Below are 17,919 nucleotides of genomic sequence, written 5' to 3'. Positions count from 1 at the left end.
ATCTGCCGGCGCCGCGTGTCCGCCTTGCCGGCGGAGACGCGGGCATGGGCCGGCGTGTCGTTCTGAAGGAATACGGGAGCGCAGCCCGCGGACGCACAAGCCCGAGCGCCGGACTTCGCGAAGGCGGCGGCGGTCGGAATCGCGGCGGTCACGGCAGGGGCTGCGTTCGGCATCAGCGGTCAACCTCGCCGAACACGATGTCGAGGGAACCCAGGATCGCCGAGACGTCGGCGAGCTGGTGGCCGCGACAGATGAAGTCCATCGCCTGCAGGTGGGCATAGCCCGGGGCGCGGATCTTGCAGCGATAGGGCTTGTTGGTGCCGTCGGCGACGAGGTAGACGCCGAACTCGCCCTTCGGCGCTTCCACGGCCGCATACGCCTCGCCGGCCGGCACATGGTAGCCTTCAGTATAGAGCTTGAAGTGGTGGATGAGCGCTTCCATCGAGCGCTTCATCTGGCCGCGCTTCGGCGGAACCATCTTGCCGTCGATCGAGGAGACCGGGCCGACCTTGGCGTCGCCGAGCAGGCGATTGACGCACTGGCGCATGATCTTGGCGGATTCGCGCATCTCGATCATGCGGATGACATAACGGTCGTAGCAGTCGCCGTTCTTGCCGATCGGGATGTCGAAGTCGAGGTCGGAATAGCACTCGTAGGGCTGCGAGCGACGCAGGTCCCAGGCAGCGCCGGAACCGCGCACCATGACGCCGGAGAAGCCCCATGCCCAGCAGTCTTCCAGCTTCACCACGCCGATATCGACGTTGCGCTGCTTGAAGATGCGGTTGCCGGTCAAGAGCTCGTCGATGTCGTCGACGGTCTTCAGGAACGGGTCGATCCACTTGCCGATGTCTTCCACCAGCTCGTGCGGCAGGTCCTGATGGACGCCGCCCGGACGGATATAGGCCGAGTGCATGCGCGCGCCGCAGGCGCGCTCGTAGAACACCATCAGCTTTTCGCGTTCCTCGAAGCCCCAGAGCGGCGGCGTCAGCGCGCCGACGTCCATGGCCTGGGTCGTCACGTTGAGGAGGTGCGAGAGGATGCGGCCGATCTCGGAATAGAGCACGCGGATGAGCTGGCCGCGGATCGGAACTTCCGTGCCCGTCAGCTTCTCGACGGCGAGCGCGAAGGCATGCTCCTGGTTCATCGGCGCCACGTAGTCGAGGCGGTCGAAATAGGGCACGGCCTGAAGATAGGTCTTCGTCTCGATCAGCTTCTCGGTGCCGCGGTGCAGCAGGCCGATATGCGGGTCGACGCGCTCGACGATCTCGCCGTCGAGTTCGAGGACGAGACGCAGAACCCCGTGCGCCGCAGGGTGCTGCGGGCCGAAGTTGATGTTGAAGTTGCGAACGTTGTGCTCGTTCATGCCGCTTGCTCCAGAGGCCGGCGCCCTAGCGGGTCGCCCGACCCAAAATCAGTTCGTCTTCGCCTTCTCGTCGCCCGGCAGCACGTAGTCCGTGCCCTCCCAGGGAGAGAGGAAGTCGAAGTTGCGGAATTCCTGCTTCAGCTCGACAGGCTCGTACACGACGCGCTTGACCTCGTCGTCATAGCGCACTTCCACGAAGCCGGTCGTCGGGAAGTCCTTGCGCAGCGGGTGCCCCTCGAAACCGTAGTCGGTGAGGATGCGGCGCAGGTCCGGGTGGCCGGTGAAGAGGATGCCGTACATGTCGTAGGCTTCGCGCTCGAACCAGTCGGCGCCCGGATAGACCGCGCAGGCGGACGGAACGGGCTGGTCCTCGCCGGTCGCGACCTTGACGCGGATGCGCAGGTTCTGGCGCGGTGACAGCAGGTGATAGACCACGTCGAAGCGCTCGGCGCGAGCCGGCCAGTCCACACCGCAGATGTCGATGAGGTTGACAAAGCCGCACTGCACGTCGTCGCGCAGGAAGGTCAGAAGCTCGACGACGCGGGCGCCGTCCGTCTTCAGGGTGAGTTCGCCAAAGGCGATATCGGCGGAGGCGACGAGACCGCCGGCCGCTTCGCCGATATGGGAGGAAAGCTCCTGGAGGGCTTCGCTCATCGTGTCAGTCCCCTGCCCTTAACGTTCGATCGTACCGGTCCGGCGGATCTTCTTCTGCAGCAGGAGCACGCCGTAGAGGAGCGCTTCCGCCGTGGGAGGACAGCCTGGTACATAGATGTCGACCGGCACCACGCGGTCACAGCCGCGCACCACCGAATAGGAATAGTGATAGTAGCCGCCGCCGTTGGCGCAGGAGCCCATCGAGATGACGTAGCGCGGCTCGGGCATCTGGTCGTAGACCTTGCGGAGCGCGGGGGCCATCTTGTTGGTCAGCGTGCCGGCGACGATCATGACGTCGGACTGGCGTGGGCTGGCGCGCGGCGCGAAGCCGAAGCGCTCGACGTCGTAGCGCGGCATCGAGAGCTGCATCATCTCGACGGCGCAGCAGGCAAGGCCAAAGGTCATCCACATCAGCGAGCCGGTACGGGCCCAGGTGATGAGTTCATCCGTGGACGTGACCAGAAAGCCCTTGTCGGCGAGCTCGTTGTTGATCTCGCCGAAGAAGGCGTCGTTGCTGCCGACGGGCTTGCCCGTGTTGGGATCAATGATCCCCTTGGGCTGCGGCGCGACGAGCGTGTTGTTCGTATGAGCTACTCCCATTCGAGTGCTCCCTTCTTCCATTCATAGATGAAGCCGATGGTCAGGACACCGAGGAAGACCATCATGGACCAGAAGCCGAACCAGCCCATATCGCCGAAGGACACGGCCCAGGGGAAGAGGAAGGCGACTTCCAGGTCGAAGATGATGAAGAGGATCGACACCAGATAGAAGCGGATATCGAATTTCATGCGCGCATCGTCGAACGCATTGAAGCCGCACTCGTAAGCGGAGAGCTTTTCCGAATCGGGGGCCTTGTATGCGACGGCAAACGGCGCGACCAGCAAGGCAATGCCGATCACGAGTGCGATACCGATGAAGATGGCGATCGGGATATAGGAACCGAGAAGTTCAGTCATTGGCGTCCATCCTGCCTGCTCGGGGCGCCAGAGAGACGCCTGATGGTCGAAGACCTGCAAGCCGATAAAGTATGTTGCAACGCCCACGTCGTTAGCGCAGTGAGCGTCCCCGCGCAAGGCTTTGTCCGGCTTTCGCCGCAATCATTGTGTTCTTTTCCCTGTCGCCCCGAAGGCCGGGGACAAGCCTCTTTAAATCGTTACGATTCGATGAAAGGCGGCGTGCGGGACGTTTCGCCGCAGGCGCGGCGGAAAAGCCCGCCGCGGCCCCGCCCTTCCCTCAGTTCGCATTGAGATTGAGCATGGGGATCGAGCCGCCCGGCAGCATGGTGCGCGGCAGTTGCCCGTCCCATCTTTCCGCCTGCGTCAGCGAGACGAGACCGGGATTGTCGCGCAGCGCATCGCCGCGCAGCTTGATGGCGCCGGCCTCCGCCTCCCCGCGCAGCTTGATCGCTTCCGCCTCGGCCTGCGCGGCCAGCCGCACGGCGTCGGCCTGCGCCTGCGCTTCGGCGCGGCGGGCGTCCGCCTGGGCACGCGCCTGCGTCACGGTGATCTCCGCCTGCACCTTCTCGCGCTCGGCGTTCTGGCGCAGGCGCTGCACCTCGACCTCCGCCAGCATGCGCTGCTCGATGCTCGCCTCGTAGGCATCGGAGAAGTCGATGTTCTCGATCTGCACGCTATCTATGATGACGGGGCCGGAGACGCCCTCCTGGATCGCCGTCGCGACCTCGGCATTGAGCCGCCCGCGCTCCTGGATGGCCGTCACGGCATTGAAGCGGCCGAAGACCGTCTTCGTCTCCTCGAAGACCTTGCGCTCGATGAGGCGTGACATCAGCCCGTCCTCGCCGCCATAGGTCGCATAGACGTCCTCGACGCGATCGGCCGGAATGCGGTAGTTCACCGAAAGGCGGATATCGGCCGGCTGCTGGTCGCGGCTATAGGCCTCCATCTTCTCATAGACGACAGCCTTGGACTGCACGGAGATCCGCACGACCGAATCGATCAGCGGCAGCTTGAAGCCGAGGCCCGGCTCCGCGGTGCCCGCGACGGCGCCGTAGCGCAGGATGACCCCGCGCTCGCCTTGGTCGATGGTGTACCACGAACCGAACAGGATGCTGAGCGCCACGAGCGCGGCAAGGCCCGTCAAGGCCATGGTGACATTACGCATGCGAATCCCCTCTCTTCGCCCGGCAAGCTATACGAAGACGGGAGAGCGGCCAGAAACATTCGGCGCGGCGGGGAGAATTTCCACGGAAATGCGCCTCATGCGATGCATGAGGAAACGACGATAACGACCTGGAAGGAAAGAAATGGCGCGAGTGACGGGGCTCGAACCCGCGACCTCCGGCGTGACAGGCCGGCACTCTAACCGACTGAGCTACACCCGCGCATCTTTGCGACCTTGCGGCCTCGCATGTTTCGTCCGGCCTTTCGAGTGGCGCGAGTGACGGGGCTCGAACCCGCGACCTCCGGCGTGACAGGCCGGCACTCTAACCGACTGAGCTACACCCGCATTCCTCGATAGCGACCGGATGACGAAGCATCCGTCCCGAGCGGCCTGAGCCGTTCGATGAGCGGCTAACTACGGGGTTCGGGTTTGGGTGTCAAGCAGGTTTCAAGACAAAAGAATGACGCATCGCGAAATGTTTCCACACCCTTGTCCATCTCCGTGGGGCCGCTCAAAAAAATGCGAAAAACTTTGCGATTTCCTCTTGCGGTTCGATCCGGTTCCGCATAGATCACAGCCACCAGCGCGGCGGGCGATTAGCTCAGTTGGTAGAGCGCCTCGTTTACACCGAGGATGTCGGGAGTTCGAGTCTCTCATCGCCCACCATTCTTCCTCCGGAATTTGCACGCAGGCCCCGTAAAAACGGGGCTTTTTTCGTTTTGGCGCTGCCCTTCCCTGCAATAACCGGACCGGAGGTGCGGGGCGCCTCTTCATCAATGCGTTGTCGGCGGCTCTTCTTCCTCGTCGTCCTCCAGGAACGAATGGATTCCGTCCCTTGCGACCGTAGCCAGGAATTCGTCGAAGGCCTCGCGGTCCGTGGCGAAGGGCTCGTCCCATTCGAAGAGGTCCTCGTTCTGGGTGACGACCTCCAGCTTCCAGTCGTTCTGGGTGCCGGCGGGGCGGGAGATGTCGACGAGCACGGTGACGCCGTCTTCCGTGAATTCTCCCGAAAGCTCGGAATGCTCCAGTTTGGGCTTCTTGGTCATGGCGGGCGATCCTGCGGGCATCTAGCCGGATTCGGGATCCGGCAGGGTCGAAATGGCGAAATCAGAACGGCCAGCGTGATCTCGCGGCAGCGACGTGACGTCAATCGGTCGCCCGACCCCGATCTATAACTATCGGCAGTCGCGTTCCGGAATCCCTTGTGACAGAGCGGATGGTATCCGTCCACCCTTACACGTCAGGCCGGCTGCTTGGATGCGTCGGGGCGAATTCGGCGACGAGCTCGTGCTTTTCGCCGGGATAGGTCAGGCGCACATGGGTGATGTAGAGGCCGCCGCTCCAGGTGCGGCGCTCGACGACGAGGCAGGGCGTTCCGGGCGCTATGGCCAGCAGCTCGGCGGCGCGGGCATCGGCGCCGACGGCGCGGATGCGGTGCTCGGCGGCGCTCCAGGGGACGCGGCTGATCAGCCAGGCGCCGGGGGCGACGTCCTCGAACGCCTCCCCGGCAGCCTCGGGCACGGCTTCGAGGCTGATGAGGCGGTCTTCCAGACAGAAGGGCTGCGCGCCGGCGAAGTGAAGCGCCGAGATTTCCGTCAGCCGTGCCGATTCGGGAAGCTCCATCAGCCGACGGTCGGCGGCCTTTGCCGCGCGGTCGAGGCGGGTGCGGCGCTCGTAGCGATAGGGAAGCCCGAGCGATTCGACCTCCAGGCGGATATCATGGATTTCGAGGACGGCGGACTGGGCGTGCGGGTGGGTGACGTAGCTGCCGGACTTGCGGCGGCGCTCGATGAGGCCGCGCTTGACGAGATCGGTGATCGCCTTGTTCACGGTCATGCGCGAGCATTGATACTGCTCGGTCAGTTCATGCTCGAACGGAATGCGGTGGCCGGGGGGCCATTCGCCGGAGAGGATCTTGCCCTCGACATCCTCCAGGATGCGCCGGTGCAGCGAAGGCTCCTTGGCCTCGACCTCTGTTCTGTCCCCGTCGATGGAAATGGTCGCCTCCGCTCCGGGCGCGGATTCGCCCGGTCATGGGAAAGTCATAGGAAAGGCCCGGACGGCTTTCAATACGCCCTCAGGCCATGGCAAGCACCTGCATGGCCGCGGTGAAGCGGCGGCCGACCGCCTCGCGGGCGACATGGCGGCCGCCCTCGACCTGCCTGCGGCCGTTCACCCAGACGCAATCCACCTCGGCGCCGTTGGCGAAGATCCAGCCGTCGAGCAGGCCGTCACCAGCAAGGTCGAGGCCGTGGCGCGCCCTGAGGCTGACGAAATCGGCTGCATTGCCCGCGGCAATGCCCGCCTCGGCGCCAAGTGCCGCCGCGCCGCCGGCCAGCGCACCGTCGAAGAGCGCGCGGCCCGTCGAGCCGCCGGGCGCGGCGAGCACGTTGCGGGCGCGGTGGAACAGGCGCTGGGAATATTCGAGCTGGCGCAGCTCGTCAGGCAGGCCGATCAGCACGTTCGAATCGGAGCCGACGCCGTAGCGGCCGCCGGCGGCGAGGAAATCGGGCGCCGGGAAGGTGCCGTCGCCGAGATTGGCTTCCGTGACCGGGCAGAGGCCGGCGATGGCGCCGGCTTTCGCCATGCCCAGCGTTTCGGCCTCCGTCATGTGGGTGGCGTGGATGAAGCACCAGCGGCCGTCGACCGGCTGGTTGTCGAGCAGCCATTCCACCGGGCGGCGGCCAGACCAGGCGATGCTGTCCTCCACTTCCTTCACCTGTTCGGCGATGTGGATATGGATCGGCCTGTCGCCGGCCATGGCGACGACGGCGATGAGCTCGTCCGGCGTGACGGCGCGCAGGCTGTGCGGGGCGACGCCGGTCACGCCGTCCGGCAGCGCATCCGTCAGGGCGCGGCAGCGCTCCAAAAGGGCGGCGTAGGAATCGCGGTCGTTGATGAAGCGGCGCTGGCCCTCCCCCGGCGCGGTGCCGCCGAAGCCGGCATGGGCGTAGAAGACAGGAAGCAACGTGAGGGCGATGCCGGTCGATGCGGCGGCCGCGGCGATCCGGGCGGCCATCTCGGCGATGTCGCCATAGTGCCCGCCGTCCTTGTCGTGGTGCAGGTAGTGGAACTCGCCGACGCGGGTGAAGCCGGCCTCCAGCATTTCGACATAGAGCTGGGCTGCGACGGCCTCGACATCATCCGGGGTCATGGACAGCGCGAAGCGGTACATGACGTTGCGCCAGCTCCAGAAGCTGTCGCTGCCGGGGCCGCGCGTTTCGGCAAGGCCCGCCATGCCGCGCTGGAAAGCGTGGCTGTGCAGGTTCGGCATGCCGGCGACAAGGGTGTCGTGGCGCTCGTCGCCGGGGGCTGCGGTGGCATTTTTTTCCACGGCGGCGATCCGGCCACCCTCGATGCTTATACGGACGTCGTTCGCCCAGCCGCCCGCTAGCAGCGCCTGCCTTGCATGAATGACGGCCATGGCCATCCCTCCCTCTTGCGATATGCCTCGGCGCGGAGCCTGAAATTGGCTCTTGCGCCCTCGGTTATTATGTATATACATTATATCCATCACAGGGAAGAGGCAATCACCATGACGGCACAGGAAAAGGACGGTCCCCGGGTCTGGCGCAACGCCCGGCTTGCGACGCTCAGGGAAAACCTGCCGGGCCTCGGCGTCGTGGAAGACGGCGCCATCGCCGTCCGCGACGGCCGCATCGCTTTTGCCGGGCCGGAAGCCGAGCTTCCCGTAGAATTCGCCGGTGCCGAGAGCGTGGATTGCGAAGGGCGCTGGATCACGCCGGGCCTCATCGATTGCCATACCCATCTCGTGCATGCCGGCGACCGCGCCCATGAGTTCGAGCTTCGCCTTGCCGGCGCCTCCTACGAGGAAATCGCCCGGGCCGGCGGCGGCATCGTCTCCTCGGTGAAGGCGTTGCGGGCGGCGAGCGAGGACGATCTGGTGCGGGAAACCCTGCCCCGCCTCGATGCGCTGATCGCCGAGGGCGTGACGACGGTCGAGATGAAATCCGGCTATGGCCTCGATACGGAAAACGAACTGAAATCGCTGCGCGCCGCCCGCCGCATCGCCGACGAGCGCGACGTCACCGTGCGCACCACCTTCCTCGGCGCGCACGCGCTGCCGCCCGAGATGAAGGGCGACAAGGCGGCCTATGTAGAGAAGGTCGTGAGCAAGATGCTGCCGGCGGTCGCGGCCGAAGGGCTTGCCGATGCCGTGGACGGTTTCTGCGAGGGCATCGCCTTCTCGACCGAGGAAATGGCGAAGGTCTTCGATGCCGCCCGGGCGCACGGCCTGCCGGTCAAGCTGCATGCCGACCAGCTTTCCAACCTGCACGGCGCCGAGCTTGCCGCCCGGTATGGCGCGCTTTCGGCCGATCACCTCGAATATACCGACGATGCGGGCGCGGCCGCCATGGCGAAGGCCGGCACCGTCGCCGTCATCCTGCCGGGCGCCTTCTACTTCATCCGTGAGACGAAGAAGCCGCCGGTCGACCTCTTCCGCAAGCACGGCGTGAAGATGGCCGTCGCCACCGACGCCAATCCCGGCACCTCGCCGCTCACCTCCCTCCTCCTTACCATGAACATGGCCGCGACCCTCTTCGGCATGACCGTCGAGGAATGCATCGCGGGCGTTACGCGCGAGGCCGCACGGGCGCTCGGGCTGGTCGACGAGGTGGGGACGCTGGAGGCCGGGAAATGGGCCGATTTCGTCCTCTGGGACATCGGCCGGCCGGCGGAACTAGTCTATCGCATGGGTTTCAACCCCATGCATGCCCGTATCCGCAGCGGACAATAATTCGATCAAGCCGCAGCCCTTTGCTGCATCGGGGAATGAACCATGACGATCACGCTTCATCCGGGCTCCGTGCCCCTCAAGACCCTTGAAACCATCTACTGGACCGGCGAGGCCACCCGGCTCGACGCATCCTTCGACGCCGGCATCGAGAAGGCCGCCGCGCGCATCGCGGAAATCGCCGCCGGCGACGAGCCGGTCTACGGCATCAATACCGGCTTCGGCAAACTCGCCTCCATCAAGATCGCCCCGGCGGACGTCGCGACGCTCCAGCGCAACCTGATCCTCTCGCATTGCTGCGGCGTCGGCAAGCCGCTGGCCGAGAACATCGTGCGCCTCATCATGGCGCTGAAGCTCATCTCGCTCGGCCGCGGCGCGTCCGGCGTGCGCATTGAGATCGTCCGCCTCCTCGAGGCCATGCAGGCCAAGGGCGTCATCCCGGTCATCCCGGAACAGGGCTCCGTCGGCGCCTCGGGCGACCTTGCCCCCCTTGCCCACATGACGGCCGTGATGATCGGCGAAGGCGAAGCCTTTTATGCCGGCGAGCGCTTGCCGGGCGGCAAGGCGCTGGAAAAGGCCGGCCTGAAGCCGGTCGTGCTTGCCGCCAAGGAGGGCCTTGCGCTGATCAACGGCACGCAGGTCTCCACCGGCCTTGCGCTTGCCGGCCTCTTCCGCGCCCACCGCGCTGCGCAGGCCGCCCTCGTTACCGGCGCGCTCTCGACCGACGCCGCCATGGGTTCCTCCGCGCCGTTCCATCCGGATATCCACACGCTGCGCGGCCACAAGGGCCAGATCGACGCCGCCGCCGCGCTCCGCGCGCTGCTGGCCGGCTCCGTCATCCGCGACAGCCACATCACCGGCGACGAGCGGGTGCAGGATCCCTATTGCATCCGTTGCCAGCCACAGGTCGACGGCGCCTGCCTCGATCTCCTGCGCTCGGCCGCCCGCACGCTCGAAATCGAAGCCAATGCCGTGACCGATAACCCGCTCGTCCTTTCGGACAACAGCGTGGTTTCCGGCGGCAACTTCCATGCCGAACCGGTCGCCTTCGCCGCCGACCAGATCGCGATCGCGACCTGCGAGATCGGTGCCATCGCCCAGCGCCGCATCGCGCTCTTGGTCGACCCCGCCCTCTCCTTCGGCCTGCCGGCCTTTCTCGCGAAAAAGCCGGGCCTCAATTCGGGCCTGATGATCGCGGAAGTCACCTCGGCCGCGCTGATGAGCGAGAACAAGCAGATGTCGCATCCGGCCTCGGTCGATTCGACGCCGACCTCGGCCAACCAGGAAGACCACGTCTCCATGGCCTGCCACGGCGCGCGCCGCCTGCTGCGCATGACGGAGAATCTTGCCGCCATTATCGGCATTGAGGCGCTGACGGCCGCGCAGGGCATCGAGTTCCGCGCCCCGCTCGTCACCAGCCCGGAGTTGCAGAAGGTCGTCGCCGCGCTGCGCACCGTCGTCGCCACGCTGGAGGAAGACCGCTACATGGCGCCGGACCTCGCCGCCGCCGGTTCGTTCGTTTCCTCCGGCGCGCTCGCCGCCTCGGTCACCAAGGGTATCCTGCCGGTGCTGGAGGCCTGACATGGCGCTCTTCGAAACCCATCAGGGCACCTCGCCCGTCATTCTCGCCTTCCCGCATACCGGCACGGAGGTTCCAGCCGATATATGGGAGCGCCTGAACGACAACGGCCGCATCCTCGCGGATACGGACTGGCATATCGAGCGTCTCTATGACGGCCTGCTGCCCGACGTGACGACCGTGCGCGCCACGTTCCACCGCTATGTCATCGACGCCAACCGCGATCCGGCCGGCGTCAGCCTCTATCCCGGCCAGAACACGACGGGCCTCGTTCCGGAAACGGATTTCGAAGGCAAGCCGATCTGGAAGGAAGGCGAGGCCCCGACGGAGGCCGACATCGCCTACCGACTAGCCAACTTCCACGCGCCCTACCACGCGGCCCTTGCCGCCGAGATCGAGCGGGTGAAAGCGATCCATGGCGTGGCGATCCTCTACGACTGCCACTCGATCCGCTCGCTGATCCCCTTCCTCTTCGAGGGCAGGCTGCCGGATTTCAACGTCGGCACCGACATGGGCCGCACCTGCGCGAAGGAAATCGAGACGGCGACGTTCGAGGTCTGCGCCAAGGCGGAAGGCTACCGCAGCATCCTCAATGGCCGCTTCAAGGGTGGCTGGACCACCCGACACTACGGCAGGCCGGAAACCGGCGTGCATGCCATCCAGATGGAGCTGGCACAGTCGAGCCATCTTTCCACCGAGGCGCCGCCCTTCGCCCTGGACGCGGAAAAGACCACTCGGCTCCGCGTCCACCTGAAAGACATCCTGCACCGTATCGAGGCGCTCGCCTCCACCCTCACACGCTGATCCGGGAGAACAGCCATGACCGACAATCCCCGCCACAACATCCGCGAGGTGCGCGCCGCCACCGGCACCGAGCGCACCGCCAAGAGCTGGCTGACCGAAGCGCCGCTGCGCATGCTGATGAACAACCTCGACCCGAATGTCGCGGAAAACCCGCACGAGCTGGTCGTCTATGGCGGCATCGGCCGCGCGGCCCGCACCTGGGCCGATTTCGACAGGATCGTCGCCTCGCTGCGCGACCTGGAGGACAACGAGACGCTGATCGTGCAGTCCGGCAAGCCGGTCGGCATCTTCCGCACGCACAAGGATGCCCCGCGCGTCCTCATCGCCAATTCCAACCTCGTGCCACACTGGGCCACCTGGGACCATTTCAACGAGCTCGACAAGAAAGGCCTTGCCATGTACGGCCAGATGACGGCCGGCTCGTGGATCTATATCGGCTCGCAGGGCATCGTGCAGGGCACCTACGAGACCTTCGTGGAGGCCGGCCGCCAGCACTATGGCGGCGACCTCAAGGGCAAGTGGGTGTTGACCGGCGGCCTCGGCGGCATGGGCGGCGCCCAGCCGCTCGCCGCCGTCATGGCCGGCGCCTCCTGCCTTGCCGTCGAGTGCAACCCCGATTCCATCGATTTCCGCCTGCGCACCCGCTATGTCGACGCCAGGGCCGAAACGCTTGACGAAGCCATGGAGATGATCGACCGCTGGACGAAGGCGGGCGAAGCCAAGTCCGTCGGCCTTCTCGGCAACTGCGCCGAGATCCTGCCGGAGATGGTCCGCCGCGGCATCCGCCCCGACATGGTCACCGACCAGACCTCCGCCCACGATCCGATCAACGGCTACCTGCCGAAGGGCTGGACGATGGCCGAATGGAAGGCCAAACGCGAGAGCGACCCGAAGGCCGTCGAGAAGGCCGCCCGCGCCTCGATGCGCGAGCATGTCGAAGCGATGATCGCCTTCCAGGACATGGGCATCCCGACCTTCGATTACGGCAACAATATCCGCCAGGTCGCCAAGGACGAGGGCCTGGAGAACGCCTTCGCCTTCCCCGGCTTCGTGCCGGCCTATATCCGGCCGCTGTTCTGCAAGGGCATCGGTCCCTTCCGCTGGGCCGCGCTTTCGGGCGATCCGGAAGATATCTACAAGACCGACGCCAAGGTGAAGGAGCTCTTGCCCGACAACAAGCACCTGCATAACTGGCTGGACATGGCGCGCGAGCGCATCTCCTTCCAGGGCCTGCCGGCGCGCATCTGCTGGGTCGGCCTCGGCGATCGTCACCGCCTCGGCCTCGCCTTCAACGAGATGGTGAAGAACGGCGAGCTGAAGGCCCCGGTCGTCATCGGCCGCGACCACCTCGATTCGGGTTCCGTCGCCTCGCCGAACCGCGAGACGGAAGCGATGAAGGACGGTTCGGACGCCGTGTCCGACTGGCCGCTGCTGAACGCCCTGCTCAACACCGCCTCGGGCGCGACCTGGGTGTCGCTCCACCATGGCGGCGGCGTCGGCATGGGCTTCTCGCAGCATTCGGGCGTCGTCATCTGCTGCGACGGCACGGATGAAGCCGCCGAGCGCGTCGGCCGCGTGCTGTGGAACGACCCGGCGACGGGCGTCATGCGCCATGCCGATGCGGGCTATGACATCGCCATCGAATGCGCGAAGGAAAAGGGCCTGCGGCTGCCGGGCATCCTCGGCAACTGATGGCGAGGCTATTGCGCAACAATGACCATCGCCGCATGCCGTGGAAGAACTGCGGCGGCGAGACGGTCGAGGTGATCGTCCATCCGGAAGGCGCGGGCCTTTCGGATTTCGGCTGGCGTGTCAGCATGGCGACGGTTGCGAGCGACGGTCCCTTCTCCGTCTTCCCCGGCATCGACCGCACGCTGGCGGTGCTCTCGGGCGACGGCATGGAACTTGCCATCGAAGGGCTCGGCGAAAGGCTGCTGACGCCGCGATCGCCGCCGCTCGCCTTCCCGGCCGATGCGCCGACCACGGCGCACCTTGCCGGCGGGCCGATCACCGACCTCAACGTGATGACGCGGCGCGGCGCCTTCCGGCACACGCTCGTCCGCCACGTCGTCGAAGATTCGAAGGCGCTTCCGGCCTCCCCGGGCAGGCGCCTGCTGCTGGCGCTCGATCCGCTCGGCGTTTCCACGGCGGATGGGCTCATCGGCCTCCAGCCGCTCGACGCGCTTCTGCTCGACGGCTGCGAGACGGCTGACGTCGTTCCGGCGGGCGACCGCGCCGCCTTCCATCTGGTAGAAATCACTCCCGCCTGAGCCTTTGGCGGAAGCGATTTCCTTGTCGGCCTCCCTTCGGAGTGCTACCTCCCGGCACAATCAATTTGCCGGGAGACATTTTCATGAGACATCGCACATTCGGCCGCACGGGCTTCACCACCACGGATATCGGCTTCGGCGCCTGGCAGATCGGCGGCGCCTGGGGTGACGTCAGCGAGGCGGACGGCCGCGCCGCCCTTCACGCCGCGCTCGATGCCGGCATGACGTTCGTCGACACGGCCGACGTCTATGGCGACGGCCGCTCGGAGAAGATCATCGCCGACGTCCTGAAGGAACGCGGCGGCGAGCGCCCGATGGTGGCGACCAAGGCCGGCCGCCGGCTCTCCCCGCATGTCGCCGATGGCTACAACAAAGAGAACCTTGAGGGCTTCATCGACCGGAGCCTGAAAAACCTCGGCGTCGAGCGCCTCGACCTCGTGCAACTGCATTGCCCGCCGACCGAGGTCTACTATCGCCCGGAAGTCTTCCAGGCGCTGGAGGAGATCAAGGCCGCCGGCAAGATCGCCGATTACGGCGTCAGCGTCGAGAAGGTCGAGGAAGCGCTGAAGGCGATCGAGTATCCGGGCGTCGTCAGCGTGCAGATCATCTACAACATCTTCCGCCAGCGCCCGGCGCAGCTCTTCTTCCAGGAAGCCGCCCGACGCAAGGTCGCGATCATCGCCCGCGTGCCGCTGGCAAGCGGCCTGCTCTCCGGCAAGATCACGCGGGACACCGCCTTCGCCGCCGACGACCACCGCAACTTCAATCGCTATGGCGATGCCTTCGATGTCGGCGAGACCTTCGCGGGCGTGCCGTTCGAGACGGGCCTTGAGGCCGTCGAGGAGATCCGTGCGCTGGTGCCGGCGGGCGAGACCATGGCGACCTTCGCGCTGCGCTGGATCCTGATGGCGGACGCCGTCAGCGTCGTCATTCCGGGCGCGCGCAACGCCGGGCAGGCGAAGGCCAATGCCGCCGCCGCGAGCCTGCCGCCCATCCCGGAAAACGTGATGGAAGCGACGCGCGAGGTCTATGAGCGCCTCGTCGCGCCGCATGTCCACCAGCGCTGGTAAAACCGGCAAGGCGCATAAACTGAAATGATAGCCAACATTATGGCTATCTATTTCGTTTATGCGCGGCCCCGCGCTACCGTTCCCCATTGCTCGCAATCACAACTGGGGAACAACCATGAAAAGAATGCTTCTTGCGCTGGCTCTCGCAAGCTCCACCCTGCTTTCGGCCGCCGCATCCGCCGAGACGCTGAAGATCGGCACGGAGGGCGCCTATCCGCCCTTCAACTTCCAGGATTCGGCCGGCAATCTCGGCGGCTTCGACGTGGAGATCGGCCTTGCGCTCTGCGAGAAGATGAAGGTCGAATGCGAAGTCGTCGGCCAGGACTGGGACGGCATCATTCCGGGCCTCATCGCCAAGAAATACGACATGATCATCGCCTCGATGTTCATCACCGAGGAGCGCAAGAAGCAGGTCGCCTTCACCGACCCCTACTATCTCGCCGCCATGACCCATGCCGCGCCGAAGAATTCCGGCATCACGGATTTCACCAATGAAGGCATGAAGGGCAAGACCATCGGCGCCCAGTCCGGCACCACGCAGGCCGACTATGCCGCCGCCGTCTATCCCGACGCCGACATCAAGCTCTACCCGACACAGGACGAGGTGAACCTCGACATGGCCAACGGCCGCCTCGACCTTCAGGTCGGCGACATGATCCCGCTGCTCGACTGGGTCACCAAGAACGACGACGGCAAGGCCTGCTGCGAACTGATCGGCAAGCCGATCACCGATCCGAAATTCGTCGGCGAAGGCGTCGGCATCGCGGTGCGGCAGGACGACAACGACCTGCGCGAGAAGCTGAACGCCGCGCTGAAGGCCATCCGCGAGGACGGGACGTACCAGAAGATCAACGACAAGTACTTCTCGATCGATATCTATACGATGAAGTGAGCGTGAAGGGCGTAGCGCGCCCCTCATCCGGCCTGCCGGCCACCTTCTCCCCGCAAGCGGGGAGAAGGAAACAAGCGGAACCGCTTTCCTTCCTCTCTGCCGGAGTTGCTTGGGGAAAGCAGTGCACCATCCCCCTTCTCCCCGCTTGCGGGGAGAAGGTCGCGGCAGCGGGATGAGGGGCAGCCCGGCCGCACAGCGCAAGACATCCCCACCCTTGCCTTCCCCCGCCCCGCCGTCCTAGCTAGGGACATGCCGATCAACCGCCTCGAACGCTTCGCCCACAATCTCGACTGGAACCTGCTGCGCACCTTCGTCGTCGTGGTGGAGGAAGGCTCGATCACGCGGGCGGCGAACCGGCTGCTGCTGCAACAGCCGGCCGTCAGCATGGCGCTCAAACGGCTGGAGCAATCGGTCGGCCACCGGCTGATCGACCGCAGCCCCGGCCGCTTCGAACTGACGGAGGCCGGCGAGCGGCTCCATGCGCTCTGCCGCGACATCTTCACCGCCATCGTGCGCCTGCCGGAGGCGATGGAGCCCTCCGGCGAGGACATTGCCGGGCACATCACCATCCACGCCGTCAGCCATGCCATGAACCCGGAATGGGACCGGGCCATCGCCGATTTCTTCCGGCTGCATCCGCGCGTCACCGTCGGCGTGACGGTGGAGACGACGACGGACGTGATCCGCTCGGTCGAGCGGGGCGTCGCCACGCTCGGCCTTTCGGACGGCATCATTCCCGAGGGGTTGGACAAGGTGCCCTTCTGCTACGAGCGCTACGCTCTTTATTGCGGGCGCGGGCACCGGCTGTTCGGCAGGGGCGACGCGCGGCTCGAGGACCTGCGCGGCGAGCCCTATGTCAGCTTCCTCGCCGACGTGCTGGGCGGCCCGCATATGGGGCCGGTGACGGCGGTGCGCGCCGTCGGCTCCTTCGGCCAGCAGGTGCGGGCGCTGGCCTTCAACGTCGAGGAGGTGCTGCGCCTCGTCGTCGCCAATGCCGGCATCGGCATGCTGCCGGCCCATCTCACCGGGCCGGCGCTGGCCGCCGGCGAGCTCTGGCAGTTGCCGCCCTATGACGACCTGCCGGTGACGGAGACCTTCCGCATCACCAATCCCGGCTCGGCGCTCAACCCGGCCGAGCGCGCCTTCCTCGCCCATATCACCGATGTGCCGGCCTGGCGCTGGGGCGAGCCGCATCAATCCTGATGATACCCGCCTTCAGCACTATAAATTTGAAGAATATCGGCAGCTTTCGTAGGCCTTTCTCTCCTGACAGACGGAGGCGGCCATGCAGACTTTCGACATCGCGATCATCGGCGGCGGCATTGCCGGCCTGTCGCTTGCCTATTTCCTCAGCCCGCACCGCTCCGTCGTGGTGCTGGAGCGGGAGGAAGCGCTCGGCTACCACAGCACCGGCCGCTCGGCCGCCGAATTCACCCTGCGCGATAACGCGCCGCTGGTGAATGCGCTGGCCCGCGCCAGCCATGCCTTCATGGCGAACCCGCCCGAGGGCTTTGCCGCCGTGCCGCTTCTCGTTCCGCGCGGCAGCATCATGTTCGGGGCCGAGGACAAGGCGGAGCTGGTGCGAGAGCGCTTCGAGCAGACGAAGGCGCTCGGCGTCGCCGTCGAATGGCTGGACGAGGCGGCGCTTCTTGCCCGCGCGCCCATCATGAACCCGGCCTATGTCGCGGCCGCCTATTTCGACCCTGATTACTGGGACATCGAGGTGGACGCGCTCCTGCAGGCCTATGCCCGCCATGCCCGCCACAATGGCGCGCAGGTCCTCGAAAGGCGCCCGTTCACCGGCGCCCGCCGGGAGGACGGCCAGTGGCTAATCGAGGCTGGTGGCGAAACCCTTTGCGCCGGCGTGCTGGTCAATGCGGCGGGCGGCTGGGCGGATACGGTCGCCGGGCTTGCCGGCGTTGCGCCCCTCGGCATCGTGCCGCACCGGCGCACCGCCGTCACGGTCGACCTGCCGGAGGGCGTGGATGCGGGCCACCTGCCGGAAATGAACGAGATCGAGGACAGCTTCTACTTCAAGCCGGAGGGCGGCCGCCTGCTCGCCTCGCCGGCCGACGCCACGCCCTGCGAGCCCGCCGACGTGCAGCCGGAGGAAATCGACGTCGCCTATGCCGCCCATTATGTCGAGGAGGCGACGACGCTCAGCGTGCGCCGCGTCTTCCGAAGCTGGGCCGGCATGCGCAGCTTCTCCGCCGACCGCCTGCCCGTCGTCGGGCCGGCGAAGGACGAGCCGTCCTTCTTCTGGCTCGCCGGTCAGGGCGGCTACGGCATCCTCACTTCGCCCGCCCTCGGCAGCCTCGCCGCCGCCCTCCTCACGGAAAGCCCGGTGCCGGAGCCGCTCGCCCGCGAGGGCATCGGGGCCGGGACCTTCAGCCCCGCGCGCTTCCCCTGA

At 66.2% G+C, this 17,919-nt stretch carries 17 protein-coding genes and 3 tRNA genes; 10 read left to right on the top strand and 10 right to left on the bottom strand.

Features of this window, described 5'->3' with window-relative positions; all coding sequences use genetic code 11:
- Positions 1-172 precede the first annotated feature (172 nt).
- The 7 genes from ACZ1A1_RS19915 to ACZ1A1_RS19885 all read right to left on the bottom strand — a co-directional run bounded on the left by ACZ1A1_RS19915 (position 173) and on the right by ACZ1A1_RS19885 (position 4,483).
- Positions 173-1,363 carry an NADH-quinone oxidoreductase subunit D gene (locus tag ACZ1A1_RS19915; RefSeq protein WP_463621268.1) on the bottom strand — a complete coding sequence of 397 codons (1,191 nt, stop codon included), beginning with the start codon at positions 1,361-1,363 and terminating at the stop codon, positions 173-175.
- A 48-nt stretch (positions 1,364-1,411) separates the two neighbouring features.
- A complete protein-coding gene (locus ACZ1A1_RS19910) occupies positions 1,412-2,017 on the bottom strand; it encodes an NADH-quinone oxidoreductase subunit C (RefSeq protein ID WP_313196318.1) in 606 nt (201 codons plus the stop codon).
- 18 nt (positions 2,018-2,035) lie between these two features.
- Entirely contained in the window at positions 2,036-2,617 is a 582-nt protein-coding gene (locus ACZ1A1_RS19905) for a NuoB/complex I 20 kDa subunit family protein (protein ID WP_119258711.1), read from the bottom strand.
- The gene (locus ACZ1A1_RS19900; RefSeq protein WP_119258712.1) at positions 2,608-2,973 is read right to left on the bottom strand and encodes an NADH-quinone oxidoreductase subunit A; all 366 of its coding nucleotides are present in this window, start codon (positions 2,971-2,973) and stop codon (positions 2,608-2,610) included. The genes ACZ1A1_RS19905 and ACZ1A1_RS19900 overlap by 10 nt, the downstream gene beginning before the upstream one ends.
- 277 nt (positions 2,974-3,250) lie before the next feature.
- The gene (locus ACZ1A1_RS19895; protein WP_463621267.1) at positions 3,251-4,138 is read right to left on the bottom strand and encodes a prohibitin family protein; all 888 of its coding nucleotides are present in this window, start codon (positions 4,136-4,138) and stop codon (positions 3,251-3,253) included.
- Positions 4,139-4,281: 143 nt separating this feature from the next.
- Positions 4,282-4,358, bottom strand: a tRNA-Asp gene (locus tag ACZ1A1_RS19890).
- 48 nt (positions 4,359-4,406) lie between these two features.
- Positions 4,407-4,483: transfer RNA gene (locus ACZ1A1_RS19885), tRNA-Asp, on the bottom strand.
- Positions 4,484-4,728: 245 nt separating this feature from the next.
- On the opposite strand from ACZ1A1_RS19885, the gene ACZ1A1_RS19880 reads away from it, so the two are divergent.
- Positions 4,729-4,804 (top strand) — tRNA-Val (locus tag ACZ1A1_RS19880).
- A gap of 107 nt (positions 4,805-4,911) precedes the next feature.
- Here ACZ1A1_RS19880 and ACZ1A1_RS19875 read toward each other — a convergent pair.
- The 3 genes from ACZ1A1_RS19875 to ACZ1A1_RS19865 form a co-directional block, all read right to left on the bottom strand.
- Positions 4,912-5,184, bottom strand: a complete 273-nt coding sequence (locus ACZ1A1_RS19875) for a hypothetical protein (protein ID WP_313195887.1) — start codon at positions 5,182-5,184, stop codon at positions 4,912-4,914.
- 187 nt (positions 5,185-5,371) lie between these two features.
- Complete coding sequence (hutC, locus tag ACZ1A1_RS19870) at positions 5,372-6,130, bottom strand: histidine utilization repressor (protein WP_463621357.1); 759 nt, start codon at positions 6,128-6,130, stop codon at positions 5,372-5,374.
- An 85-nt stretch (positions 6,131-6,215) separates the two neighbouring features.
- Positions 6,216-7,562 carry a formimidoylglutamate deiminase gene (locus tag ACZ1A1_RS19865; RefSeq protein WP_463621266.1) on the bottom strand — a complete coding sequence of 449 codons (1,347 nt, stop codon included), beginning with the start codon at positions 7,560-7,562 and terminating at the stop codon, positions 6,216-6,218.
- A gap of 111 nt (positions 7,563-7,673) precedes the next feature.
- Here ACZ1A1_RS19865 and hutI point away from each other — a divergent pair, with 111 nt between their 5' ends.
- The 9 genes from hutI (at position 7,674) to ACZ1A1_RS19820 (ending at position 17,919) form a co-directional block, all read left to right on the top strand.
- On the top strand, positions 7,674-8,897 hold the full coding sequence (hutI, locus tag ACZ1A1_RS19860; protein WP_463621265.1) for an imidazolonepropionase: 1,224 nt from the start codon (positions 7,674-7,676) through the stop codon (positions 8,895-8,897).
- 42 nt (positions 8,898-8,939) lie between these two features.
- Positions 8,940-10,475 carry a histidine ammonia-lyase gene (hutH, locus tag ACZ1A1_RS19855; RefSeq protein ID WP_463621264.1) on the top strand — a complete coding sequence of 512 codons (1,536 nt, stop codon included), beginning with the start codon at positions 8,940-8,942 and terminating at the stop codon, positions 10,473-10,475.
- Between the two features lies 1 nt (position 10,476).
- Positions 10,477-11,277 (top strand): N-formylglutamate deformylase, encoded by an 801-nt coding sequence (gene hutG / locus ACZ1A1_RS19850; RefSeq protein WP_463621263.1) that lies wholly within the window; start codon positions 10,477-10,479, stop codon positions 11,275-11,277.
- Between the two features lie 15 nt (positions 11,278-11,292).
- Positions 11,293-12,969, top strand: coding sequence for a urocanate hydratase (hutU, locus tag ACZ1A1_RS19845; RefSeq protein WP_463621262.1), 1,677 nt, complete (start codon positions 11,293-11,295; stop codon positions 12,967-12,969).
- A complete protein-coding gene (locus ACZ1A1_RS19840) occupies positions 12,969-13,547 on the top strand; it encodes a HutD/Ves family protein (RefSeq protein ID WP_463621261.1) in 579 nt (192 codons plus the stop codon). Before hutU ends, ACZ1A1_RS19840 begins: the two co-directional genes overlap by 1 nt.
- A gap of 83 nt (positions 13,548-13,630) precedes the next feature.
- Positions 13,631-14,617: an aldo/keto reductase gene (locus ACZ1A1_RS19835; protein WP_463621260.1), complete on the top strand. Its 987-nt coding sequence runs from the start codon at positions 13,631-13,633 to the stop codon at positions 14,615-14,617.
- A 115-nt stretch (positions 14,618-14,732) separates the two neighbouring features.
- The gene (locus tag ACZ1A1_RS19830) at positions 14,733-15,509 is read left to right on the top strand and encodes an ABC transporter substrate-binding protein (RefSeq protein WP_415212219.1); all 777 of its coding nucleotides are present in this window, start codon (positions 14,733-14,735) and stop codon (positions 15,507-15,509) included.
- A 249-nt stretch (positions 15,510-15,758) separates the two neighbouring features.
- A complete protein-coding gene (locus tag ACZ1A1_RS19825; protein ID WP_463621259.1) occupies positions 15,759-16,712 on the top strand; it encodes a LysR family transcriptional regulator in 954 nt (317 codons plus the stop codon).
- Positions 16,713-16,794: 82 nt separating this feature from the next.
- The gene (locus ACZ1A1_RS19820; RefSeq protein ID WP_463621258.1) at positions 16,795-17,919 is read left to right on the top strand and encodes an NAD(P)/FAD-dependent oxidoreductase; all 1,125 of its coding nucleotides are present in this window, start codon (positions 16,795-16,797) and stop codon (positions 17,917-17,919) included.

The sequence above is a fragment of the Shinella sp. R2-11 genome (assembly GCF_055330205.1).
Note: the sequence above shows the minus strand (reverse complement) of the source record. Positions and strands in the feature narration are given on the sequence as shown.